19 protein-coding genes are annotated in these 25086 nt (G+C 45.2%); 16 read left to right on the top strand and 3 right to left on the bottom strand.

Going from position 1 to position 25086, the window contains the following annotated elements; translation table 11 throughout:
- The first annotated feature begins 74 nt into the window (after nt 1–74).
- Together QFZ81_RS30365 and QFZ81_RS30360 are read left to right on the top strand one after the other, a co-directional pair.
- Nucleotides 75–680 (top strand): ArsR/SmtB family transcription factor, encoded by a 606-nt coding sequence (locus tag QFZ81_RS30365; protein WP_307438467.1) that lies wholly within the window; start codon nt 75–77, stop codon nt 678–680.
- Nucleotides 681–683: 3 nt separating this feature from the next.
- Nucleotides 684–1799, top strand: coding sequence for an aminopeptidase (locus QFZ81_RS30360; RefSeq protein ID WP_307438469.1), 1116 nt, complete (start codon nt 684–686; stop codon nt 1797–1799).
- A gap of 212 nt (nt 1800–2011) precedes the next feature.
- On the opposite strand, the gene QFZ81_RS30355 is transcribed toward QFZ81_RS30360, so the two are convergent.
- Nucleotides 2012–2863 (bottom strand): AraC family transcriptional regulator, encoded by an 852-nt coding sequence (locus tag QFZ81_RS30355; protein ID WP_307438471.1) that lies wholly within the window; start codon nt 2861–2863, stop codon nt 2012–2014.
- Between the two features lie 241 nt (nt 2864–3104).
- On the opposite strand from QFZ81_RS30355, the gene QFZ81_RS30350 reads away from it, so the two are divergent.
- The 3 genes from QFZ81_RS30350 (at nt 3105) to QFZ81_RS30340 (ending at nt 5486) form a co-directional block, all read left to right on the top strand.
- Nucleotides 3105–3956: a sugar phosphate isomerase/epimerase family protein gene (locus tag QFZ81_RS30350; protein WP_307605712.1), complete on the top strand. Its 852-nt coding sequence runs from the start codon at nt 3105–3107 to the stop codon at nt 3954–3956.
- Nucleotides 3957–4091: 135 nt separating this feature from the next.
- Entirely contained in the window at nt 4092–4757 is a 666-nt protein-coding gene (locus QFZ81_RS30345) for a TVP38/TMEM64 family protein (protein ID WP_307438475.1), read from the top strand.
- 45 nt (nt 4758–4802) lie between these two features.
- Nucleotides 4803–5486, top strand: a complete 684-nt coding sequence (locus tag QFZ81_RS30340) for a phosphatase PAP2 family protein (protein ID WP_307605711.1) — start codon at nt 4803–4805, stop codon at nt 5484–5486.
- Nucleotides 5487–5674: 188 nt separating this feature from the next.
- Here QFZ81_RS30340 and QFZ81_RS30335 read toward each other — a convergent pair whose 3' ends face one another.
- On the bottom strand, nt 5675–7675 hold the full coding sequence (locus QFZ81_RS30335) for an alpha-amylase family protein (protein ID WP_307438479.1): 2001 nt from the start codon (nt 7673–7675) through the stop codon (nt 5675–5677).
- 139 nt (nt 7676–7814) lie between these two features.
- A complete protein-coding gene (locus QFZ81_RS30330) occupies nt 7815–8699 on the bottom strand; it encodes an AraC family transcriptional regulator (RefSeq protein WP_307605710.1) in 885 nt (294 codons plus the stop codon).
- 461 nt (nt 8700–9160) lie between these two features.
- On the opposite strand from QFZ81_RS30330, the gene QFZ81_RS30325 reads away from it, so the two are divergent.
- From QFZ81_RS30325 to QFZ81_RS30275, 11 genes are all read left to right on the top strand, one after another.
- Nucleotides 9161–10468 carry an ABC transporter substrate-binding protein gene (locus QFZ81_RS30325; RefSeq protein WP_307438483.1) on the top strand — a complete coding sequence of 436 codons (1308 nt, stop codon included), beginning with the start codon at nt 9161–9163 and terminating at the stop codon, nt 10466–10468.
- Nucleotides 10469–10555: 87 nt separating this feature from the next.
- The gene (locus QFZ81_RS30320; RefSeq protein WP_307438484.1) at nt 10556–11440 is read left to right on the top strand and encodes a carbohydrate ABC transporter permease; all 885 of its coding nucleotides are present in this window, start codon (nt 10556–10558) and stop codon (nt 11438–11440) included.
- An 18-nt stretch (nt 11441–11458) separates the two neighbouring features.
- Nucleotides 11459–12286, top strand: coding sequence for a carbohydrate ABC transporter permease (locus QFZ81_RS30315; protein WP_307605709.1), 828 nt, complete (start codon nt 11459–11461; stop codon nt 12284–12286).
- 48 nt (nt 12287–12334) lie between these two features.
- On the top strand, nt 12335–13354 hold the full coding sequence (locus tag QFZ81_RS30310) for a LacI family DNA-binding transcriptional regulator (protein WP_307605708.1): 1020 nt from the start codon (nt 12335–12337) through the stop codon (nt 13352–13354).
- A 72-nt stretch (nt 13355–13426) separates the two neighbouring features.
- A complete protein-coding gene (locus QFZ81_RS30305) occupies nt 13427–14380 on the top strand; it encodes a carbohydrate kinase family protein (RefSeq protein ID WP_307605707.1) in 954 nt (317 codons plus the stop codon).
- 2 nt (nt 14381–14382) lie between these two features.
- On the top strand, nt 14383–15750 hold the full coding sequence (locus QFZ81_RS30300; RefSeq protein ID WP_307438489.1) for a family 4 glycosyl hydrolase: 1368 nt from the start codon (nt 14383–14385) through the stop codon (nt 15748–15750).
- Nucleotides 15750–17033, top strand: a complete 1284-nt coding sequence (locus QFZ81_RS30295) for a glycoside hydrolase family 125 protein (RefSeq protein ID WP_307438491.1) — start codon at nt 15750–15752, stop codon at nt 17031–17033. Before QFZ81_RS30300 ends, QFZ81_RS30295 begins: the two co-directional genes overlap by 1 nt.
- Nucleotides 17034–17053: 20 nt before the next feature.
- Nucleotides 17054–20092 carry a glycoside hydrolase family 2 TIM barrel-domain containing protein gene (locus QFZ81_RS30290; RefSeq protein WP_307605706.1) on the top strand — a complete coding sequence of 1013 codons (3039 nt, stop codon included), beginning with the start codon at nt 17054–17056 and terminating at the stop codon, nt 20090–20092.
- Nucleotides 20093–20145: 53 nt separating this feature from the next.
- Nucleotides 20146–21087, top strand: coding sequence for an aldo/keto reductase (locus tag QFZ81_RS30285; RefSeq protein WP_307605705.1), 942 nt, complete (start codon nt 20146–20148; stop codon nt 21085–21087).
- The gene (locus QFZ81_RS30280) at nt 21084–21839 is read left to right on the top strand and encodes a sugar phosphate isomerase/epimerase family protein (RefSeq protein ID WP_307605704.1); all 756 of its coding nucleotides are present in this window, start codon (nt 21084–21086) and stop codon (nt 21837–21839) included. The genes QFZ81_RS30285 and QFZ81_RS30280 overlap by 4 nt, the downstream gene beginning before the upstream one ends.
- 24 nt (nt 21840–21863) lie before the next feature.
- Nucleotides 21864–24995, top strand: coding sequence for an alpha-mannosidase (locus QFZ81_RS30275; protein WP_307605703.1), 3132 nt, complete (start codon nt 21864–21866; stop codon nt 24993–24995).
- Nucleotides 24996–25086: the final 91 nt, after the last annotated feature.

Here is a 25086-nt window from a genome sequence, read left to right as displayed (position 1 = left end):
TTAAGAGATTAAGAGTTGACCAAGAACGCATGTTTAAGGGCTAGATTGGTACAATAGAGGGAGGTCGAGTCCATATGAAGCTGCAACCGGTTTATATTATTGAAGAACTTGAGCAATTAAAAACGATAAGTGATCCACTTCGCGCTAAGGTGTTACTTTATCTAATAGAGAAAGCTTACACCGGTCAGCAATTGGCTAAACTGCTGGGAATGGCTCGTGCGAAAGTGCATTATCATTTGAATGAGCTTGAGAAGCATGGCTTGATTTCGGTCTTTCGTACGGAACTCAAGAATGGTATTTTGCAAAAATTTTATCGTGCAGTAGCCCGCGGCTTCGTACCTAGTGAAAAACTGCTGCCATACGTCTCAGAGGTAGAGAATTATTATCGCGAGAGGACGCTTAGCGTACTTGGACGTGCCAGACGTAGAGCGATTAATGCCCCCGAAGAGGCGTTCCATATTCCATCTTCTGATCGTACTCAATGGCCGATTATCATGACCCAGGTCGAAGTCAAAATGAGCAAAGAGAAATATGCAGAATGGCTGAGAAAGTTTCGTGCTCTTATTTTTGAGCTTGATTCTCAGCAGGAAGAGAATGGGGAGTGGTTTTATTTGACCACGGTCGGCTTTCAAACGAATGAGCCGTCTTTTGACCCTGTTGATGAAGAAGAGGAGAGATAAAGTATGCTGGATCCAAGACTAACGAAACTCGCTGATGTGCTTGTGAATTATTCGGTTAAGGCGCAGCCTGGCGAAAATATTTTGATAGAAGCATATGGCATTGATTCTGCTCTTGTGAAAGAGATCGTGAAAAAGGTTCACGCAGCTGGCGCGCAACCTTTCGTCAATGTAAGAGATCATGTGATTATGCGTCAACTCATCATGAACGGTACAGAAGCTCAAATGCAGACATGGGCAGATGCCGATGCTTTCCAAATGAAACAAATGCAAGGCTACATAGGTGTACGCGGCGGAGCCAATATTTATGAACTGTCGGATATTCCGGCAGATCGGATGAAGCTGTACAATTCGATTTATTATCAACAGGTTCATTTTGATGTCCGCGTGAAGGATACAAGATGGGTCGTGCTTCGCTACCCAACGTCTTCCATGGCGCAGCTTGCCAGCATGAGTACAGATGAGTTCGAGGAGTTCTATTTCAACGTTTGTACGATGAATTATGGCAAAATGTCCAAAGCAATGGATGCTTTGAAAGATCTAATGGATCGCACAGATAAAGTGCGCCTCGTCGGTCCAGGCACTGATTTGACGTTCTCCATTAAAGGAATCGGCGGCGTTAAATGCGATGGGGAGCTCAACATTCCGGATGGCGAGGTTTACTCTGCTCCGGTTCGTGAGTCGGTGAATGGTATTATTTCCTATAATACACCAACGCCTCATGATGGTTTCATTTTTGAGAATATCGTACTTGAATTCGAAAATGGCAAAATCATCAAAGCGACAGCTAACGATACAGATCGAATTAATGAAATTTTTGATATGGATGAAGGTGCGCGTTTTGTAGGGGAATTCGCGATTGGCGTGAATCCTTACATTCAAGAGCCGATGAAAGATACGCTTTTCGATGAGAAAATCGACGGCAGCTTCCACTTCACACCAGGTAATTGTTACGATGATGCCTATAACGGCAACAAATCCTCCTTGCACTGGGATATCGTGAATATCCAACGTCCGGAATACGGCGGCGGCGAAATTTGGTTTGACGATGTGCTCATTCGTAAGGACGGTATTTTCGTACTGCCTGAGCTTCTGCAGCTGAATCCGGAAAACTTGAAGTAGAGCAGACAAAGTGTTCGGTAATAAGGTAGCTGGTTTTCGAGGTATCGAGGATTCCTCACGAAACTGATGCACTTTTTGCAGTTACTTGGCAGTTTAGCGCTCTCCTAATCACCGGATTTCATCCTATTCTGATTACCCCTCCATAGTCCCAATAAAAAAAGGTTGTCCAAAGTCACGAAGACTAGGACGACCTTTTTCTGTTTGGCGACCAATCAAACCCGCCGCTGCTGGGCCTGGTACTGACGAGGAGGAAGGCCGACAGCCTTCTTAAACGTTCGGATAAAGTTGGAGTAGTCGTTGAAGCCTGCTAGCTGGCACGTATCTGTGACTGTAGAGCCCTCGCGCAGCAGCTGTTTCGCTTTGGCGATGCGCTTGAACAAAATATGCTCATGAATGGTGCTGCCTGTGTGTTTTTTGAAGAGTCTGCATAGGTAGGAACGATTCATAAACACGACGTGTTCCAGTACCTCGAGCGACAGATCCTGATCTAAATTTTCGTCAATGTAGGTGAATAGAGAGGAAAGCTTGTCGGGAATCATGATCTGTTCCTCTTGTTTGCCTTGATTTTGAAAAACGCGATTGATAAAAACGAGCAGCTCGATAAAGGCTGAAACAAAGAGGATTTCCGATCCTGGGAGCGCTTGTGGTCGCTTATGCATCTCCATACGCTCATAAAGCTTCATAATGTCATCAATCTGCTGCGGAGTCAGCCGCATCCGGTTTTGTTCACCAAATATCCGGTTATTGAAGCAGTCGAGCAAGTTAAACTGCGGAGAATTAAACGTCTCCACCAGCGTAGGATTAAAATGGATCACGACGTTCTCATATCGCTGTTTTTTGGATTGAAAATTAGGTCTGTGCAGTTCATTACTATGCATGATCAGCAGATCCCCGTACTGCAAGGGGTAAACCTGTTTTTCGATGAAGTAGTGAACGTCTCCGGTAAGGAAAAAATAAATTTCATATTGGTCCTGGTGCTGGTGAAAATCCAATGGAAGCGGATCATGGGTCACGGCATGTCTAAAATTGATCATGCGATGCAAATTCTGGTAAAGTTCCTGCATGTGAGGCTCTCCTCTATTTAGCTGGAGTCAATATTAGCAAACTTTTGCCCAATTAATGCAATGAATACGTTTTTATTATACTGCAAAATAAAGAATAGTTAAACAATCAACCAACTCTTGTTAAAAAAAGGGGAGACTTTGATCTACGCTCAAAGATCCCTGTAAAGGAGAGACTTTGATCTCTGAAGCATATTCCGAATACTTTGCGGGGGCCCCAAATGAAATTAGGAGGCATATTCAAATGAAATTATCCGTGTTTACTGTAGCGACACCTGACATGACACCAGAAGAACTAGCAAAGGCGGCCCTTGCTGCCGGGATTGATGGCATTGAATGGCGTTTTAAAGATATTCCTGCTGACGCGGTAAATGAGAAGCCATCTTTCTGGAGAAATAATCTTTGCTCCATTGATCCGAATGGTTCGGATGAAGAATTGGAACGTTTTCGACTCGCTGCTGTTAACAATAACTTAGTGAACTTGAGTATCACCCCGTACTTAAATGCTTGTAATGTTGCAGAGACCGAGCATGTTTTCAAAACTGCACAGAAAATAGGAGCATCTTTCATTCGTATTGGTGTTCCTGGCTATGACAAGAGCAAAAATTATAATGACTTGTATGCAACGGCTGTGGACTATTTACATCATGTGCAGGAATTTGCTCAGCAGTATGGTGTTAAAGCCTTAGCTGAAATCCACCATAATACCATCACACCAAGTGCTGGATTGGCACATCGACTGGTTTCCAACTTCAATCCGGATTACATTGGGGTTCTGCATGATGCCGGCAACATGGTGCATGAAGGATACGAAAATTTTCGCATGGGTCTTGAGCTGCTCGGACCTTATCTAGCGCATGTTCATGTTAAAAATGCAAGATGGTTGCCAACCGGCGAAGAGCAAGATGGCATTAAGCTCTGGAAAAGTGAGTGGTCACCACTAAGCGAAGGGATCGTCAATTGGAAGCAACTGCTGAATGACTTAAAAGCGGTCGGCTACGATGGTTACCTCGGCATTGAAGATTTCAGCGGTCAATATGGCTCGCATGAAATGCTGAATAATTTTGCCTCGAAAGTGAAGCAATGGTTGGCATAAATATATGTATGTCTTAGGAGTCTCACTCGTCTTCAGCGAGTGGGGCTTTTTTTCATTTGCCATGCCAATGGTTGATATGTAGCCTTTGCTTTGTGTAAGATGGTACTCAAGAATACTGGGCAAAGGAGGGGAGCCATGGCGCGCTCGAAGTCGCTCTGGATACTATTGTTATGGTTTATAATCGCTGTAGCTGGTCTGCTCGTTTTGAAATGGACCGGTGTATGGGAGCACTTGGATCTGGATTGGCTGACCGATTGGCTGCGAGATTTAGGTCCACTTGGCGGGCTGATATATATTATCGTTTATACACTTCGTCCATTGGTATTATTTCCGGCGACACCGTTGACTCTGTATGGAGGCTATGTGTTTGGCGCTTTCTGGGGGACTATCTATGATATTATTGGGGCTGGCGCCGGGGCGATGCTATCTTTCTATATTACGCGCAAATGGGGCCGCAACAGCTTTCAGCGGATTTTGCGAAATAAGAAGCTTCAGTCTTTCGATCAGAAGGCCGAAGAAAAAGGTTTTATGGTCGTCCTATATATGCGGCTAATGCCTTTCTTTCCTTTCGATGGCGTAAGTTATGGGGCAGGACTCTCCAAAATTCGCTTTTGGGACTATACGTGGGGAACACTGATTGGTATAATTCCGGGTGCCGTTGTTTATAACGTTTTTGGCGCATCACTGCAAGACATTGGGTCGGGTAAGTTTTATGCCGCAGTGGGATTGTACATCGCTTTTGCGTTAATACCGCTGCTCCTGAAAAAGACACAGGCTCTAAGAACTCGCGACCGGGCATAGCGTACATAGTATAATGAGAAAATCAATATGGGGGAGAATTGATATATGCAGGGGAAAGCGTTGTACAAAGATTTATTTTGGGGGTTTGGGGCAGCGTGCGTATTGTTAATCGGTTTCGTACTATTGTCTCAAAGCTTGTCATCCACCTGGTTAAAGGAATTTGATGAGAGTATTGGTAGTGCTGTACGTTCACTGAGGAGTGACGCTGTAACACCGATTGCTTTATTTTTTACTATAATGGGAAAAGCGATAACAGAATTCATTGTATTCGTTGTTGTAGCCCTGATCCTACTGATCAAATTTAAGCACAAATGGGAGACACTTATACTGCTCATTGGTGTATTGACAGCGTGGGGGTTGAATCAACTACTTAAAAATCTATTTCAGCGTGACCGTCCTACGGGAATGCGATTAATTGAGGAAGACAGCTTCAGCTTTCCTAGTGGTCATGCGATGGTATCCATCCTGTTCTATGGACTGATCGGCTACTTATTGTGGGTCAATATGCGTAAAAAATGGAAAGCGGCCTGGCTAATCCCCGTTGTTACTATCGTTGTGGTTGTATGTATCGGTTTAAGCCGGATTTATCTAGGTGTTCATTATCCAAGCGATGTACTGGCAGGCTTTGCCGCAGGCGGCGCCGGACTCATTGGATGTATCATGGCGATTCATCGTATAGGGACGAGAAAGATACGAAGCATACATAGAACGGAACAGCTGCGAGGCTGAGTTCATGACTTTAGTGTTAAGTTAGGTAAAATAGAAAAGGGCCGTCAGGATTATCCTGACGGCTTTTTTGGATTAGGGGATAGGGCGAAATGGAGAATTAGAAAGGCAAGTTGTTGTACAGCGTACAACAATTTTCTTGATTTCTTCTTTGTACAAAATACAACTTACCACGGACAGCAAGGAAATGTTTAGGTTTCAAAAAGAACCATTTGGTGACCGGTTAGACTGACAGAAACGGAAGTATATCCTTCTTCGTTCGTCATATGAGGTAGCAACGTCATTTCAGGCAGCAGCATGACTTGTTTAACCTTCTCATCCAATTTGATCTGTACGGAGATGTCTCTTAAAGTCAGCACATCCTCGATGACCTGGGTATCTCCCCGCAAGATGGGGACGGCATAGAGTAGATGCAGCACGTAATCAGTCCCGTTGGATTGACGGGTCAAGTTTACTTTCCCAGCAGAAGGCAGATCGGTTATCACCGTTGGAGCCGAGATAAACTGTTTGACACACGCAAGGAATAAATCCCTATACAACTGCACGCCGTGCTTCCGATACAACCTAAATAGGGGTTGAGCGATATAGATGATATTGCCGTGTTTAACAACAGCCGGATAATCCGCTTCTTCTTTGGCCGGAGCATGAAGATGCGAACAGAAATGCCCGTGCCTCCGGTTGAAATAAGGCCTGTAGGTCTGAGCCAAAACTTCAGCACTGTTCACCTGAGCTTGATAACCCGATTCGTAATTGAGAAAAGGTGATCTTACAAGCGATCCGGTTAGCTGATCAGTGACCAGGGTATAATCCACATCCCACTCGGATTTCCCTTTGAACTCCACGCCTAGATCCAAGGAGAATTCGGGGCGATCCGACCGAAGTCCGCTTTCTGCGCTCATAATCAGATTTCCGCCGCCAGTTATATAATCTTCAAGTTTGCGCTGTAAAGCATCAGATACTCGAATACAGTCGGGCAGAACGATAATTCGATAGGCGGAGAAATCCATCGAGTCATCAATGATATCGAACAAATAGTGGCCTTCTTCAAGCATCATATAAGCACCCATATCGCTTGTTCGGCTATCTTCGGCATCTGTAAGTGCATTGGCTGAAAGGATGGCAATTTCGGATATACTGGTCGTATTCTCACACCATGGTTCTTTGGCCGCAATTCCGTCGAAAGCTTCCCCAATAATCCGGTAGGTTTCTTCGTCCATTCGGCCATCGGGGTGAAGCTGATCCCCAATACAAATTCTTGCGCCGAAGGCTAGCATTTGCTGGCATTCATACTTCAATGCGGCCGGATTTTTGAATCCGCCGAATTCTCCCCACGATTTGTGGAATTTCCCTGTCATTCCTAAATACTGAAAGTCTTGTTTGCGAATGTAACGAACCATGCTGGTGAAGTAATCGTAACCCCAACCGCCTGTCGGCAGCGATTCGATGTCGTAATGCGAATAGTAAGGGTAGTATTGCTTTTCACCCATTTTTTCCGTGCAGCAGTTATGATACAGCCTGGTATCCGGGTTAAGGGACCAGATCAATTCGGATGTTTGCTGTAAGTAATTCAAGTACACTTTTTTGGCCAATTGCTTGCGGTGATCCGGGTTGTTTTCGTTAAGACCCATTTCTTTGAGGCTGTCGCGGCAGTAAGAACAAACGCAAGGATATTCTCCGACGATATCGTAAAAGATTCCAACAGGCTGGAATCTCTCCATGACTTCCTTCGTATAGTCCAGAAGATACTGTAAATACGGTGTATTCAGACATAGCATATGCCAACCGTCAAAGCCGGTCGAACGGGGCGCTTCTGGATCTGCTGATTTCGGTGGACCGTAGGGGTCATCACCTTCGGGGGCGATTGCCACCCATTCAGGGTGCTCGCGAGCAGAAAGCTCGTTAAATCCAACTGTCATATAAATCGGAGCTTCGATGTCATTTGCGCTGCAAGCAGCTAACATGCGCGGCAACAAATTCGTTTCCAAATGAGGATGAGGCTTCCCGACTTTCGTGTCAAAATAACTCCAACCATGATGACACATGGCAAAGACGTTAATTGTATCTACTTGAGCACTTTGCAAACAAGAGATGAATTGTTCTTCATCGAAATTTCTACCAACGCCGGTAATGTGCTCGGACGTATGAAAGTCCAAATGGACTTGGCGGTAACGAATAGATTTGAATGATTTCATAGATTCACATTCCTTCTAAGTATATTGTTATTCCGTGTGAACCATCAATCTGGATGGAAACTCACATTTAGAATAACAAAAGCGCTATGAGCTGTCTTTGAAGGAATGTGTTGCATTTGTACAAAACTATCCTAATCTTTTAATACCCCTCCCTTAAACGTTTGCGGTAAACGGAGGGTGACTCGCCGAAATTTTGCGTAAATAATCTCGAGAAGTAGTGGATGGAACCGAAGCCAAGATCTTCGGTGATGTCAGTGATAGATAGATTGGTTTCACGCAAAATCTTTTTGGCTCTCTCCAGCTTGCATTTAATCGCATAAGAATGGGGGCTCATGCCTATTTCCTGGATAAATAACTTATGCAAATAAGAGGTGCTAATCCCTAGCTGCGAAGCCCATTTCTCAATAGAAATGTTATGTTGAGGAAATTCCTTCATTTGCTTCATGATCGCTTGCATTCTTCTGTCACTTTTAAGGGTAGGGTTTCGCCAAAGGTTCGCCAATTCTGAAACAAATTGCTCAAAGGCTGCCCTTCGGAAAAGTTTAGCATCTTCCTGTATCTGTTCGATATTTTCGATGACATGAAGATATAATTCCATCCATCTCATCTGCTTGGGGGCGTGCACTTTGGTAGGAATCGTAGGCAAATCCTGAAATACGACGTTAGGTGAGCACTCGGATGGATCACAGAGCTGGTCTCCGAAATGAAACAAAGACATATCTCCCACTCGAGGTCTGGTGTTAATCCAATCAAAGTAAATCGAAGCATGGACCATCGGATGCTGGTTATCCGCATGAAAAGAGTGAGGCAAGCCTGGCGGGATGTAAAATAGGTCTTCTCTGGTACAGGAATATACAGTTGTTCCAATGGTTATTGAACCTTTGCCTTCATAAATGTATACATACGAATGCACGAACGATTTGCGCGGACCAATTCGCTCATTTGGACGAAACGGAAAATAATCGGCTCGATATATTTGCGGAACAATGTCGGAAAGTTGTATCGTTTTCTCTTCTAGCTTCATATATGTAGTGTCACCTCGATCACCTTAATATTTGTATAATACAATACTTTATGAATGAATGAGATTCGTAGAGTGATAAATTTAACCCTTTGTAAATTTATGCCATTGTCAAAAGAAGATAATCGATTTATACTATGAACCAGAAGCATAGTAAACCTTCTGGTATCGATACCAGAAAACGCATTAATTATTCAGATATAAATTATTTGGATATTTAGCAGTGAATCTGGTATCGATACCAGATTGTTGTAATCTTACACAGGAAGGTGGTTAGCCCCTGCGAACGTTTTGCCTGCTATTCTGGTATCGATACCAGAAATAATTCTTAGACGAAATGTTTATGCTAATCAATAACGTGAAATCAAGAGGGCGTCGTATGTGGTTGGGGAAAGCTGAAATGAGCCTTGGAATTACAAATGTCTTATTATTATCAAATTTCGCTAAATCGGAGGAACAAGACTATGAAATTTAAAGCATTGTACAGTGTGCCACTAGCTCTTAGTTTGATTCTTGTCGTATCTGCCTGTGGTGACCAGAATAATACGAGTACTTCGACGCAAAAACCAACTACGACCAGTTCTAATCAAAATGAAAGCGCTTCTAATCAGAAAGTTTCGTTAACGATGTGGTATTGGAACGGTGCGATATCCGATTCAACGATTGAAGCAGCTAAGAAAAAATTTCCGAATATTGATTTGCAAGCACAGAAACTTCCATCCGGGGGGGATTACGCAACCAAATTAAAAACAACAATCTCAGGCGGAGGAAGCGGGCCGGACATCGTAGCGATGGATAGCTGGGTTACTTCCATGTTGCCTTATAAAGAAAAATTCGTGAATTTATACGATCAAGGCGCTAAGGACATCCAACCCCAGTATTTGGATTGGAAATGGAAAATGGCCGCATCAGCAGACAATAAATATTTAATCGGTTTGCCGATCGATGTTGCTCCGGTTGTTATGTATTACCGCAAAGATTTATTTGAGAAAGCGGGAGTACCGAGCACGCCGGAAGCCATTAAGAGCCAAGTGAAGACGTGGGGTGATTATTTCAATCTTCAGCAGAAAGTGAAAGACGCAACAGGATCGCAATTACTATCCATTGTAGATGTTTTCAGAAACATCATAGGCCAAAATAGCCAAGGCTATTTTACGGAAGATGGAAAATATATTGGTGATCAGGCCCATATCAAAGGTGCTTGGGATATGGCTGTGAAAGCCTACCAAACGGGCTTAACGTATCCAAATGTTAGTGATGCTGAGAAAAATGCCGCAACGAACAACAGCAAAGTTTCTTCTTTCATCGGAGCGTCTTGGGCTGTTGGTGATTTGATTGGCGCAGCTCCTGATACGAAGGGGAAATGGCAGATTGCCTACCCGCCTGGTGGTGTGGGTAATCAAGGAGGATCATTCTTCGGGCTGTTGAAATCGACGAAAAATCCGAAAGAAGCTTATGAAGTTATTAAATTTCTAACTAGCCCCGATAACCTGGTTGCTGGATATAAGGAATTCGGTAACTATCCGTCTACACCGGAAGTTTACACGAAACCCGAAATGGTAAATAAAAATGAGTTCTTCGGAAACCAAGATCTGAGTCCAATATTCGCTGAAGCGGCAAAAGATGTGAAAATCGCACCAGTCGATTCAAGAGACGATATGGTCGGTACTTCTTTGACCGATGAAATTGGTTTAATTGACACGCAGAAGAAAGACCCAGAGAAGGCTTGGAAAGATGCGCAGGATAAAATTAAAAGGCAGCTTTCACGCTAAGCCGTATTTGGTAAGAAAATGAATGAAATAATGGATGTAGGTGAGGAAGTAGGCTTCCTCGCCTCGTCCAATTAGCGGAGGAATAGCATGGGAGGTCTTTTTAAAGAAATTTATAAGAGCAGAACACTGTATCTATTTATTTCTCCATTTTATATTTTGTTCCTGATCTTTTCTGTATTTCCCATTTTGTTCTCGATGTACTTAGCCGTACATAAATGGGATGGAATTGGGGAAATGAAATATGTTGGATTCAAGAATTTTGATTATATGCTCCATGATCCGACTTTTTGGAAAGTGTTAGTCAACAATATCGCACTTTGGATATTGGGGAACGCACCGCAGCTTCTGTGCGCATTGGTTGTCGCATATGTGATCAATTTATCCATTGTAAGATTCAAGGGTTTTTACAGAATTGCTTATTTTCTTCCGAATGTAACGGCCATGGTGGCTGTCGTCATTATCTTTCAGTCCTTGTTCGGCAACGAGTACGGGTTGATTAACTATTTGATGGAAAAAATCGGCCTTCATAAGATAGCGTGGTTAAATTCGGAATTCGGAGCTAGAGTCGTTATTGCAGCAATGATTTCTTGGAGATATATGGGGTATAACGCCGTCATCTATTTATCGGGCTTGCAAAGAATTCCAAAAGATCTATACGAAGCAGCTGAGCTGGACGGCGCTACCTTATTTCAAACTTTCACCAAAATTACGATACCAATGCTCAGACCCATCATCTTGTTCTCAGTGATGATGTCGACAATCGGCGGGTTTCAAATTTTCACGGAACCTCAAGTATTAGCTGGAAATCAACCGCCATACCCGGGTACCGATACGATCGTTCTCTATATGTTCCGGGAAGGTTTTAATTATCAGAATTATGGTTATGCAGCTGCAGTATCATGGGTGTTATTCATCATCATCGGCTTATTATCCGTCCTCAATTGGAAGTTTTTCAACAGATCGGATGATTGATAAAAAGGAGAATACAAGATGACTGTTGAAGTGTTGACCAAAAAAATAATCGTAAATACTTTTTTGATGATCGGTGTCGCGATCTCCATATTTCCGTTTTACTGGCTTATCGTCATGTCCACGAATGAGACAAGTGCGATGTTTGCTTTTCCGCCGGAGTTAACGTTCGGAACTAATTTGATGAATAACTTTCATCATGTTTTGGAGAAAAGCAATTTTATTCGTGCATTCTTCAACACGGTTTTCATTGCATTGATTAGCTGCACGCTTCAGTTGTTTTTCAATTCATTGACTGGATTTGCGTTTGCCAAATTTAAGTTTCCGGGTTCTAAATTGCTGTTTTTTGCCATGATGGCCACGATGATGATTCCAGCGCAAATGCTGCTGGTTCCGCAATTCATCATTATTAAGGAGTTCGGGTGGTTGGGAAGTTATAAGGCCTTGATTATCCCGGGCATGGCAAGTGCATTCGGAATTTTTTGGATCAGGCAATATGCGCTAGCGATTCATGATGATTTACTAGAGGCTGCGAGAATCGATGGCTGTAATAAATTTGGACTTTATTGGCATGTTGCTTTGCCGATTTTAAGACCTGCGCTTGCCTTTCTCGCTATAACAACGTTTATGGGCGTGTGGGAAGATTATTTGTGGCCTTTGATCGTATTGACGGACACTTCCAAATTCACATTAATGTTAGCCTTACAGCAATTAAAATCGGCTCATACAGCAGACTATTCCATGGTTATGACTGGAGCACTTATGGCTACCCTTCCATTGATTGTCTTCTTCCTCATTGTGAGCAGACAATTCATCGCCGGGATCACAGAGGGTGCAGTTAAAAGCTAAGATATAAGTTAGAAGAGAACTAGTTTTTTAGAAGGTAGGGTGACAAGGTTGGCTCCGAAGATTAAGGATGTCGCCAAACAAGCGGGCGTTTCCGTGACTACGGTTTCGCGGGTGCTTAATGGAGAGAAGTATGTAAAGGACGATCTAAAAGCTAGGGTGAAGAAAGCTATTGACGAGCTCGGATACGCGCCTAGTCACATTGCTAGGAGTCTGGTACGGAAAAAGACAAACCTTATCGGTGTCATTGTCCCAGACCTTACGTCAAGCTTTTACTCCACCATTCTAAGCAGTATTGAAGAAACAGCCAGTCTGAATGAGTACAATCTTCTGGTGTGCAACATTAGTGAGGATACCGATAAAGAGTTCAAATATTTAAATGTATTTAAAGAAATGCGTGTAGACGGCATTATCATTATGCATGAAAAATTGAATGATGAAATCAGGGCATTTTTGAATAAGCTGGATATTCCAATTATTTTCTCAAGTGTAAGACCATCTGATCAAACGTTTCTTTCTGTGATCATTGATGATTACGCGGCAGCCTTCGATGCAACCAATTATTTGATAGAGCTTGGACATCAACGAATTGGCTTTATTGGCGGCGATATGAGAGACGTGACCTCCGGCCAAAATCGCTACATTGGCTACCGCGGTGCTCTATCCGAGCGCAGCATCCCCATCGTAGATGAGTACATTCGGTTCGGCGATTATAAAATACAAAGCGGGTACAATCTCATGAAAGAGATTCTGGCTTGCGGTACCCATCCAACCGCTATATTTGCGGTGAGTGACGATATGGCTGTAGGGGCTATGAATTGTATTCATGACCATCAGTTGAAAGTTCCGGAAGACATTTCGGTCATTGGATTCGATGGAAGCCAGTTGACGGAGTTGGTTCGTCCACAGTTATCCTCGATGGAGCAGCCTATTCAGGATATGGGGAAAGTTACGGTGGAAACGCTGCTTGATTTAATTACAGGGGATGCGGAATCGCCAAAAGAAGATATTATTTTGAAACATAAGCTTGTTGTCCGTAATAGCTGTGGGCCTTATCGTGAGGACAAATAAGTATAGAAAAACATAGATATATAGAAGCGTAAAAGCATAGATATTTATTTGGATTGAGAGAGGGAGAGTATATTGAAAAAATTTGATGCGGTGGTCATCGGTGACGCCAATATAGATCTCGTTGTGGCAGGACTTAATCAAATTCCTCAGCCAGGTCAGGAGATTTTCGTTGATAATATGACGATGCATGTTGGCGGGGGGGCTGCTTTGTTCGCGATTTCACTCGCTAAGCTCGGGCTTGATGTAGCTTTTAACGGTGTTCTGGGAGATGATGACTACGGCCATTATGTTCGAGGGCAGTTCGGCCAATATGGTATCGATACCAGCTTGATTAAAACAAGTAAAACGAGTAACACCGGTATCACGATCGCGATTAATCCAGAGACGGATCGGTCTTTTATCACTTATGGGGGATCCAATATGGAGCTTCAAATAAGGGATTTGGACTTGTCACAAATCGCTCAAGGAAAACATGTTCACGTGACCGGATATAGAGGAAGACGCAACCACGAAGAATTCATAGCGATGGCCAAAACACTGAATGAGATGGGTGTGACCCTTTCCTGCGATGTAGGCTGGGATGATTCAGGCGAGTGGTTTAAGGGTGTTTTCGATTTAATGGCTTACTTTGATGTATTTCTAATGAACGAAACGGAAGCTTTTCATTACACAGGCTTCGATCATATAGAAGAAAGCTTACGCTTTATGGGGGGCTATTCCAATCACATTGTAGTTAAACTCGGTCCAAAAGGGGCTGTAGCCATGAAGGAAGGCCAAATAACGTACCATTCGGCATTTCCGGCCGAGACTGTAGATACAACTGGCGCAGGGGATTCCTTTAACGCTGGTTATATCTTTGGACATTTGACGGGTCAAAATGTGGAAACATGCTTGCAGTACGGAAATGTTTGCGGAGCACTATCTGTCGGCGCTCACGGCGGCAGCACGGGTACACCGGACAAGGATGGGCTTGAGGCCTTTATCCTTCAATTCGGAGATCACATCAAAGAACGTATGGAGGCGTAATTATGAAATTGACCTTAATCGGAGGCGGCGGGGTTCGCGCCGTTTTATTTACAAAAAGCTTAACGTTAAAAGCAGAAGATGCCGGGATTACTAAGTTTGTTCTTCATGATACGGATGAGGAGCAGCTAGCCGTTATTTCAAAATTATGCCAGATCGTAATCGATCGCAGCGGAATCAACCTTCAGCTGGAGACTACAACAGATAGCCGCGAAGCGATTAAGGGTGCGGACTACATTGTAACTACGGTACGTGTAGGTAAGGAATGGTCACGGTATGTAGATGAGCAGATCGCTCTAAAACATGGCGTGATCGGTCAAGAAACGACGGGACCAGCAGGTTTCTCGATGGCGATTCGTACGATTCCAGTTCTGATGGAATATTGCGAGATTGCTAAAGAGCTTGCACCTCAGGCCTGGATCTTTAACTTTTCGAACCCATCTGGACTTGTTACGCAAGCATTGCGAAATGCGGGCTACGATCGGGTGATCGGGATCTGTGATTCGCCAAGCCATACGAAGCTGCGAATGGCCGAAGCGCTAGAGATCGATCCGAAGGAGCTAGAGGTTGAATTTTTCGGACTTAATCATTTGTCATGGATGACCAAAGTAATTTATCAAGGCAAAGACATTATGTCGGAGCTTAAGAATGATCCCGATTTTACAAGTCGGGTGGATGAATTCAAAATGTTCGATACTGATTTGCTGAAATCACTTCCTTTTTTACCAAATGAATATTTGTACTATTATTACCACCGCGAAAAGGCCTTCGCTAATATCGTTAAATCAGGAATGACGCGCGGCCAGATGATCGCAGAGAATAATAAGGAAATGCTCAATATCTTACGTAAGATGGATATTGAAAGCAACCCGGATGAAGCCATTCAAACCTATTTGTACTATACGCAAAAAAGGGAAGCTTCTTATATGGCGATTGAAACCAATTCGGAGTCGAAGCCTGTTCTACCGACAGATAAGCTAGAGCTGCCTAACTCACTTGGCTATGCAGGTGTCATGCTGGATTTTGTGGAGTCGCTGCAAACGGGTGAGACCAACAACATCGTTCTATCTGTACCGAATGAAGGCAGTATCGAAGGTTTCGCCGATGATGACGTCGTTGAAATTTCTTGCGTTATCACGAAAGACGGGGCGAAGCCGGTTCAGATCGGTTCTGTGCCGGAGGAAATGAGCCTGCTGATGAAAAATGTGAAGCTGTTTGAGCGTCTGACCGTTGAGGCTGTCAAACATAAATCGCGTGATCTAGCCATTCAAGCCCTCACCGTTCATCCGCTTGTTAATTCCTATTCCATTGCTAAGCTGCTTGTCGATGATTATTTGGAAGCCTATAAGGATATTCTGGGGGATTGGAAATAATGACCTTGCCTAATTCTGTCACTTCCTTGCTTGAAGAAGCGGAGATTAAGCTTGCTGGGCACCCGAAACTGCTCGCCATGTTCAAGAACTGCTATCCGAATACGCTGGAAACCACAACCAAAATAATGAACGACAATACCGCGTTTGTATTCACCGGGGATATCCCGGCAATGTGGTTAAGGGATTCCAGTGCGCAGGTGAGGCATTATATACCGCTCACGGCCGGAGACAAAGAACTGCAGGAAATAGTGGCTGGCTTGATTCGCAGGCAAATCGCTTATATTCATATCGATCCTTATGCGAATGCGTTCAATGAGGAAGCGAACGATAACCGGTACGACCAGGATCTGACCGAGCTGAATCCGTGGATTTGGGAACGCAAATACGAAATCGATTCGCTCTGTTACCCGATCCAACTGTCTTACTTGTTTTGGAAGGCGACCGGACGGACGGATATGTTTGATGATTCCTTCCGGTCAGCGGTTCACACGATTATCTCGCTATGGAAAACCGAACAAAGACATGCCGAACAATCTCCTTACCGGTTCGCCCGTATAGATTGTCCGCCAAGTGATACACTGCGTAATAATCGGATGGGAATGCCCGTAAATTATACAGGGATGACTTGGTCCGGATTTCGGCCAAGCGACGATGCTTGCACGTTCGGCTATTTGATTCCAGCCAATATGTTTGCAGTTGTGGTGCTCCGTTATATGGAGGAAATTGCCCAGCTTGTATGGGACGATCAGGAGTGCGTACAGCTTGCGGCGGAGCTTCGAGAAGAAATAGACTTTGGCATTCAAAACTACGGCACTTATCTTCATCCTAAGTACGGAAAGATTTATGCATATGAAACAGACGGATTCGGCAATTACAACCTGATGGATGACGCCAATGTTCCCAGCTTGCTGTCGATTCCTTATTTGGGTTACACGACCTCAGACGATCCAGTCTATCAAAATACGCGTAGATTTGTGCTAAGCAGTGACAATCCAACCTACTTTGATGGGAAATATGCGAAGGGGATCGGAAGTCCGCATACGCCAGCGGGCTACATTTGGCCGATTAGTCTGGCTATGCAGGCCCTTACCTCGCAGGATGAAACCGAAGTAAGAGAGCTTCTGGAGATGCTGCTGCGGACGGATGCGGATACGGGGTACATGCATGAAGGGTTCGATCCGAATTCCCCGACCGATTATACGCGCCCATGGTTTGCTTGGGCCAACAGTTTATTCGGCGAGTTGATCCACGGTCTGCTGGTTAAGGGTTACTTTAATTCATAGATGTCTTTACGAAGGAGAGAGTGGTCACATTGAATCACATCAATCGATATTGGGAAGACTTAAGCGTTTTGCAGGTGAACAGGGAGACTCCTCGAGCCCATTACATCCCTTATGCGGATGCGGGGTCGGCGAAATCCGGAAAACGCGCGCGTTCCCCTTTTTATCAGACATTGAACGGAAGTTGGAAGTTCCAATATCATCGCAGTGTTAGGGATGTAGAAGAAGCTTTCTACGAGGAATCGGCGAATGTCAGCGCTTGGGATGAATTAATCGTTCCGTCATGCTGGCAGGTGAATGGCTATGATCAGCTTCAATACACCAATATCAATTATCCTTTTCCTTGCGATCCCCCTTATGTACCGGATAACAACCCAGCCGGACTGTATGTGAGAGAATTCAACGTTTCGGGCAACTGGGACAAAAAGGACAAATATATCGTCTTTGAAGGGGTTAATTCGTGCTTTTACCTCTGGATAAACGGCAAGTTTGCCGGTTACAGCCAAGGCAGCCGGGTACCTGCGGAATTCAACGTATCTTCCTTGCTCCGCGAAGGGAAAAACCGTATTGCTGTGATGGTGTTGAAATGGTGCGACGGTTCTTATCTGGAAGACCAAGATGCGTGGCGGTATACCGGAATATTCCGGGATGTGTATTTGCTTGCTCGCGATTCTGTCCATGTTCGAGATGTGTTCAATAAACAAACGTTCGAAGACGGTTTTCGGAAGGTTACTCTGTTGACAGAACTGGAGACGACGGGTTCTCAAACAGTCAGAGCCGAATTGAAAGACGCACAAGGTAACATCGTGGGTACGGACGAAGCCGCTGTCGACGGAAAAGGCACGCTTCGATTCGAGGTGACGAATCCGGTCTTGTGGAATGCCGAGAAACCGAATCTGTACCAACTCTATGTTCATTGTGGTAATGAGGTGCTTCAATTTCCAGTCGGGTTCCGGCAAATTACAATTACGGACGGCGTTTTCCAGATCAATGGACAGGCGGTCAAGCTAAAAGGCGTCAATCGCCATGATTCCCATCCTGAGCTCGGACAGACGATTCCGCTTAATCATATGATCAAAGATCTCGTTCTGATGAAGAAGCATAATATCAACACGATCCGGACCTCGCATTATCCGAACGATTCCCGATTTATGGATTTGTGCGACGAGTATGGTTTTTATGTCATTGATGAAGCTGACTTGGAATGCCATGGTATGGGGACGGCGAGCGAGGAGTGGGATGATGCGAATATTCATCTGCTTTCTCAGAAACCCGAATGGGAAGCCTCGTTTGTGGATCGGGCTATTCGGATGGTGGAACGGGATAAAAATCATCCATCGATCGTGATGTGGTCCATGGGTAATGAGTCTGGTTACGATGTTAACCATATCGCGATGGCTGAATGGACAAAATTGCGTGATGCGTCCATACCGGTTCATTATGAAGGTGCTGCTTCGAATCAAGCTAATCCCGACGTGGAGAGTCTCGATATGGTAAGCCGAATGTATGCTTCCGTGCAAGAGATTGAAGCGTATGCTCAGGACGAGAAGCAGAAGAAGCCGCTGTTCCTATGCGAATACAGCCATGCTATGGGAAATGGTCCAGGCGATTTGAAGGATTATTGGGATGCCATTTACAAATATCCGAAGCTCATGGGCGGCTGTGTGTGGGAGTGGTGCGATCACGGTATCAAGACTGAGACGAGTGACGGTACGCCTTTCTTTGCTTATGGGGGCGATTTTGGAGATAAGCCTAACGACGGGAATTTCTGTATCGATGGTCTGATTACGCCGGATAGGAAACCGCATACGGGGCTGTTGGAGCTCAAGAAGGTGATCGCGCCCATTCGCATCGAAGCGCAAGATTTGCGAAGAGGTACGATCAAGGTGACGAACCTTTACGACTTCATCGATCTATCTCATTTGGGGCTTCATTGGAAAGTGGAGATGGACGGTTTGGTTGTCCAACAGGGACAACTTGAGTCAATTGAAGCCGCACCGCATGGTCATCAAATTGTGACAATACCTTATGATTTGCCAGAAACATCAACTGGAACATACATGCTTACCTTATCCTGCTGGTTGAAGGAACAGACGAATTGGGCGGAAGCTGGTTACGAAATCAATTTTGAACAGTTTGAATTGCCTGTGCAGCAGGTGAAAGAATCAGGTGATAGCTTACGGCAAATGTCCCCTTTTCAAGCTTATCAGGAGGGAGACATTCTGAGGATCGAAGGCTTTGATTTCTCTCATGCGTTTGACTTGTACAGCGGAATGATACAGAAGATTTCCAAGCACGGGGTGAATATGCTCCAGTCTCCGGCCCAGCTCACTGTTTGGCGCGCTCCAACGGATAATGACATGCATGTGAAGGAAAAATGGATGAACGCAGGTTATGACCGTACAGCAATGAAAACATACCGCTGTGAATGGACGGAAATTGACGGAACATCTGTTGAAATCAAGAGCGAATTCTCCCTCGGCGGAGATAGCCGGTTTACCGTCCTTCATGGAGAAGCGATATGGAGAATAGATGGAACTGGCGAGATTTCAGTCAAGCTGCAAGTAAAAGTGGGAGAAAAGCACGTCTATCTTCCGCGTTTTGGCCTTCAGCTTACGATGCCTCAAGGTATGGAGGAAGTCGAGTACTTAGGCTTCGGACCGCATGAGAGCTATATCGACAAGCGTCAAAGCGTGAAAAGAGGCAGATACCTGATGACGGTCGACGAGATGTTTGAAGATTACATCATGCCTCAGGAAAATGGGTCCAGGTATGGAACAGAGTGGGCTATTGTTTCCAATGAGCAAGGGATGGGGATCAAGTTTTCTTCTCCAGAAGATTTCTCCTTGAATGCGGGCCATTTTACGCCAGAGGATTTGACAAGAGCGACTCATAACTACGAGCTTGCGAAGAGGAAGGAAACGATCGTCCATCTGGATTACAAGATGAGCGGGGTAGGATCCAATTCTTGTGGACCGGAGCTTCTTGATTCATACCGTCTTAACGAAAAAGAATTCTCGTTTGAGCTCCGTTTGATGCCGGTGTTTAAAGAGGATGAATAGAACGGCAGCTGTACTTTTGATGGGGCGGTCAAATGTTTGAAGGAGGATTCAAGATGAGATATATGAATAGCAAGGGCGTAGACAAACCCATTTCCCGATTGTTCATGGGAACGGGAGATTTGAGAAAATTGGAAGAGCCAGAACGGATGATGCTGGATGCTTACATTCGCGCTGGCGGTAATGCCTTCGATACAGCTCATCAATATCGGGGGAAAGAACTGGTTCTCGGCCAATGGCTTGCGGAGCAGAAGAACCGGGAAAAGGTGGTCATTCTAACGAAGGGTGCTCATCATGATGACGGAAGCCCGGGTCCACGGGTAAATCCAGAAGCGATCCGCAAGGATTTAACGGAGAGTCTGGAGAGGCTAGGAACGGAATATGTCGATCTATATGCGCTGCACCGGGACGATCCGGACGTTGCGGTCGGACCAATCATCGAAGAGCTGAATGTACACCTTGAGGCCAAGCGAATCCGGGCAATTGGAGCATCTAACTGGTCGCATAAGCGAATCCAGGAAGCGAATGAGTACGCGGCTGCTCATAAACTCACAGGTTTTTCATTCAGCAGTCCGAATCTTAGTCTTGCTAAGCCTAACGTACCCCGCTGGGAGGGCTGCGTTTCGGCAGATGAGGAAACCTGCGGTTGGCATTCGGTCAATCAGCTGCCATTGTTAGCATGGTCCGCTCAAGCTGGTGGATTTTTCTCAGGAAATTTCACGCCAGACAATCGTACGGATGAGGAAATGGTACGCGTTTACTACAGTGAAAACAACTGGGAACGTTATCGTCGTGCCGCAAAGCTGGCAGAAGAAAAGCAAGTTTCACCGATTCAAATTGCCTTATCATACGTTCTTAATCAGTCGTTCCCGACATGTGCAATCATTGGGCCTCGAAACCCCGAGGAGCTGGATTCCTCTATACAAGCTATGAATTTGCCCTTAACTGAGCAAGAGGTCGAATGGTTGGATTTGAAAAGGGAGGAGATTGCGGAATGATTAAACATAATTTGGCTGCGCAATTATATACCTTGAGAAACGAATTGAAAAAAGATTTCCCTAGCGTGCTGAGAGAGCTCAAAAAGATGGGATGGGCAGCCGTCCAAATCGATGGGCTGCATGGAAACCCCGCGAAAGATATTGCTGCGATAATGAAGGAAATCGGCTTGCAAACGGCTGGCATGCATGTCGGTTTGGAGCGATTGAAGAACGATATGGACGCCGTATTGGAGGAGGCCCGCCTTTTCGATACGAAGGATCTGATCTGCCACTCCCTACCGGATGGGCTGCAGAATCCAGAAGGATATGCTAGTGTGCGTCGCGATTTGTTGCAAGCCGCTTCCAAAGTCAGTGGCATGGGATACCGCGTAGGGTATCATAATCACGATTTTGAATTTCATACGACAATCGACGGAAAATTTGCGCTGGAATATTTGCTTGAAGATCCGGCTATTTATGCAGAGATTGACACCTACTGGGTAAAAAAAGCGGATCAAGATCCGCTGTCCTTCATCCAAAATTATGCTTTTCGTATGCCGATCCTCCATTTGAAGGATATTACTGCAGACGAAAGAAAATATTTCGCTGAAATCGGAACGGGATTGATTGATTTCGCACCTATCCTGAAGTGGGGATTGCAAAATGGGGTAGAATGGTTCGCTGTTGAGCAGGATTATTGCCCGGGAAACCCAATGGATAGTTTGGAGTTAAGTTATACCAATTTGCTCAAGCTAGAGAAATTGATTCATTGAAATCGATAGGAGGAGAGATTCGATATGTTTTTTACAGAATCGAAGCTGGAAGCAAGACTGCGCGAATTAAGCGAAACCCGGTATCGCGATGCGGTGCCTATGGAGCGATTTTCAGCTACGGAAGACGAGGATGGAGCGATTGGAGCAAGGCCGCCAGTCACGCTGCCTACGTTTGAACTGAAAACAGGTGAGACTTGGAAAGGGCGCGACCGCTACGTGTGGCTATCGCGCACGATTGATATTCCTAAGGGATGGGCAGATAAAACCATTTTGGGGCGCTTCGATTTCGGTGAAACGGGCGGAGGCAACAATGACGGCTTCGAATCCTTATTATATTGGAACGGTTCCCCTTTTCAGGGCCTCGATTCGAACCATCAAGAAGTATTTTTGCCGGAAGAAGCTGCAGGAACTAGGGGGCGGATGGATATCCGCCTGTGGTCAGGGCTCGAAGGAGGCGGGAAACCGCGCGAGAAGAAGCATACGGTGAATCGCGCTGAAATCTGCTGGCTGGATGAGCGGGTTGACGATTTCTACTACACAGGACGCGCTGTGCTGGAAACAATCCGCAGCCTGGATGCTAACCATCCTGAACGTAATCAGTTAGTTAAAGCGCTCGATCGTTCTTTTAAACTAGTTGATTGGTCGAATCCGCTCTCGGACGCTTACTATGAATCCGTATATAGTTCCCGAGAACTGCTTCTTGAGGAATTAAATCAGATGGAGAAGCATCATCCAGTTACGGTTACTTGTATTGGGCATACCCATATTGATGTGGCTTGGTTATGGAGACTTAAGCATACTCGGGAGAAATGTGCACGCTCGTTCTCAACAGTGCTGCGCCTAATGGAACGATTCCCGGACTATGTATTTTTGCAGACACAGCCTCAACTATACGCCTATATCAAGCAAGATTATCCTGATATTTACAAGCAAATCCTTGAGCGTGTACGTGAGGGGCGCTGGGAAGTTGGCGGAGGAATGTGGCTGGAAGCGGATTGCAACCTAACCTCTGGGGAATCGCTGGTGAGACAATTTTTACACGGGACCCGATTTATTCGTGAAGAATTCGGAGTAGAAAGCACCTATTTATGGCTTCCTGACGTATTCGGGTACAGCTGGGCGCTGCCGCAAATTTTGCGGAAATCCGGTTTCGATACGTTCATGACGACCAAAATCAGCTGGAACCAATTCAATCGTATGCCTCATGATACCTTCAAATGGCGGGGAATTGATGGCACTGAAGTTTTGACGCATTTCATTACCACACCTGGCGATTGGGAAGAAGCTAACTCGTTCTTCTATACGTACAACGGCATGGTAACGCCAATGACGGTCAAAGGTACTTGGGATGCCTACCGAGATAAGGAAGTAAATCAAGAACTTCTGCTTTCTTATGGTTATGGGGATGGCGGCGGCGGTGTCAATCGAGAGATGCTGGAGATGCGCCGTCGTTTGGAAGACATGCCTGGCCTGCCAAAAGTGAAAACAGGACGCGCAGACGAATACTTTGAGCGGTTACAAGAAACTGTTGAAGCAACCGACCGTTACGTCCATACATGGGACGGTGAGCTGTATCTCGAATATCACCGCGGGACTTATACAAGCCAAGCCTACATCAAACGGATGAATCGTAAGCTGGAGCTTCTATATCGTGAAACGGAATATGTCAGCGCTTTGGCTGCCTTGTTGAAATCCGATTGGAGCGTTTATCCACAGGAGATGCTTAACAAGGGTTGGACCATCCTTTTACGCAATCAGTTCCATGATATTATTCCTGGTTCTTCGATTACAGAGGTCTACGAGGACAGTCGTGAGGAATATGCTGAAGCTATGTCTATAGGGACATCCGCGTGGAATGAAGCTGCAGCTCGAATTGGAAACCAGCAGGAAAAAGGTGCGGTAACGGTTCTGAACAGCGCTTCATGGGAACGCAGCGATCTTGTTGTAATCCCTGGGGAAAAAGCTGCGATTGGCAGCGTTTGGACAGATCGCGAAGGCCGCCAATTGAAATCGCAATACACGGATGGCCGCTGGATCATCGACACGCCTCAGGTACCGTCTTTAGGTATGACGACGATTCACTTTACAGATCAATCTCAATCAACTGTGGCTGACGAGATTCCTTTCCAATTGGAAGGTCGCTCGCTGAAAACGCCTCATTATGAAATCGAATGGAACGAATCCGGTCAATTGGTTCGCGTATTCGACCTAGATAATCGCCGGAACGTGCTTGCCGCAAACTCGCGAGGCAACGTTCTGCAGGTGTTTGAAGATAAGCCGATTGATTTCGACGCTTGGGATATTGATATTTTTTACCAAGAAAAAATGCGTGAAATTACCGATCTCGTTTCGGTTGAGCTCGTTGAAGAAGGACCATTAGCAGCAACTGTTGCATTCAAATGGAACTTTGTGAAGTCTACGATCTCACAGTCGATGACTGTTTACGCAGGCAGCCGTCGCATTGATTTCCGCACCCATATCGACTGGCAGGAACGTCAGCAGCTGTTGAAGGTTGCATTCCCGGTAGACGTGCGTTCTACGGAGGCTACTTACGATATCCAGTTCGGTAACGTCAAGCGTCCGACGCATTGGAATACGAGCTGGGATTGGGCGCGTTTTGAATCCGTCGGGCACCAATGGGCGGACTTGTCTGAACGTGGATACGGTGTAAGCTTACTGAATGATTGTAAGTATGGCTACGACATTAAGGATAATGTCATGCGTTTATCGCTAATTAAATCCGCGATTCATCCGGATCCGACAGCTGATCTTGGAGAACATTCCTTTGTGTATGCTCTTCTCCCGCATGCGGGGGATTGGTATGCAGGCGGTACGGTACAGGAAGCATGGGCGCTTAATAATCCGCTGACGAGTTACGTTGGTGTTCCAACGAAAGGTACACTTTCCATGTTCGAATTCTCTGCTCCAAACGTGATGGCGGATGCGATCAAAAAAGCAGAGGATGGAGAGAGACTGGTGCTGCGTATCCATGAGTTTGCTGGAGTCCGTACCTACGTGAATATCAAGAGCGATTTTAAAATTCGATCGCTGCAGGAATGTGATTTGATGGAGCGTCCTATCGGGGACGTGGAGGCTTTCAATATTGAGCTGAAGCCTTATGAGATTAAGACATTTCTTGTTAGTCTTGAAGTTTAGGGCAGCGCTGTAAAACCTGAATCTGAACATAAACCTAATTTCCACCTATGCCTCAAATTGTTGCAAAATAATGAACCTAGCGGTGATTTTC

Source organism: Paenibacillus sp. V4I9 (assembly GCF_030817295.1).
In the GTDB taxonomy this organism is placed as follows: Bacteria; Bacillota; Bacilli; order Paenibacillales; family NBRC-103111; genus Paenibacillus_E.
Note: the sequence above shows the minus strand (reverse complement) of the source record. Positions and strands in the feature narration are given on the sequence as shown.

Coding starts and splice junctions, on each gene's coding strand:
- QFZ81_RS30285 (WP_307605705.1), top strand. CDS start 20,146: ATGAGATATATGAATAGCAAGGGCGTAGACAAACCCATTTCCCGATTG.
- QFZ81_RS30350 (WP_307605712.1), top strand. CDS start 3,105: ATGAAATTATCCGTGTTTACTGTAGCGACACCTGACATGACACCAGAA.
- QFZ81_RS30315 (WP_307605709.1), top strand. CDS start 11,459: ATGACTGTTGAAGTGTTGACCAAAAAAATAATCGTAAATACTTTTTTG.
- QFZ81_RS30335 (WP_307438479.1), bottom strand. CDS start 7,675: ATGAAATCATTCAAATCTATTCGTTACCGCCAAGTCCATTTGGACTTT.
- QFZ81_RS30360 (WP_307438469.1), top strand. CDS start 684: ATGCTGGATCCAAGACTAACGAAACTCGCTGATGTGCTTGTGAATTAT.
- QFZ81_RS30340 (WP_307605711.1), top strand. CDS start 4,803: ATGCAGGGGAAAGCGTTGTACAAAGATTTATTTTGGGGGTTTGGGGCA.
- QFZ81_RS30275 (WP_307605703.1), top strand. CDS start 21,864: ATGTTTTTTACAGAATCGAAGCTGGAAGCAAGACTGCGCGAATTAAGC.
- QFZ81_RS30355 (WP_307438471.1), bottom strand. CDS start 2,863: ATGCAGGAACTTTACCAGAATTTGCATCGCATGATCAATTTTAGACAT.
- QFZ81_RS30345 (WP_307438475.1), top strand. CDS start 4,092: ATGGCGCGCTCGAAGTCGCTCTGGATACTATTGTTATGGTTTATAATC.
- QFZ81_RS30300 (WP_307438489.1), top strand. CDS start 14,383: ATGAAATTGACCTTAATCGGAGGCGGCGGGGTTCGCGCCGTTTTATTT.
- QFZ81_RS30330 (WP_307605710.1), bottom strand. CDS start 8,699: ATGAAGCTAGAAGAGAAAACGATACAACTTTCCGACATTGTTCCGCAA.
- QFZ81_RS30320 (WP_307438484.1), top strand. CDS start 10,556: ATGGGAGGTCTTTTTAAAGAAATTTATAAGAGCAGAACACTGTATCTA.
- QFZ81_RS30365 (WP_307438467.1), top strand. CDS start 75: ATGAAGCTGCAACCGGTTTATATTATTGAAGAACTTGAGCAATTAAAA.
- QFZ81_RS30295 (WP_307438491.1), top strand. CDS start 15,750: ATGACCTTGCCTAATTCTGTCACTTCCTTGCTTGAAGAAGCGGAGATT.
- QFZ81_RS30325 (WP_307438483.1), top strand. CDS start 9,161: ATGAAATTTAAAGCATTGTACAGTGTGCCACTAGCTCTTAGTTTGATT.
- QFZ81_RS30280 (WP_307605704.1), top strand. CDS start 21,084: ATGATTAAACATAATTTGGCTGCGCAATTATATACCTTGAGAAACGAA.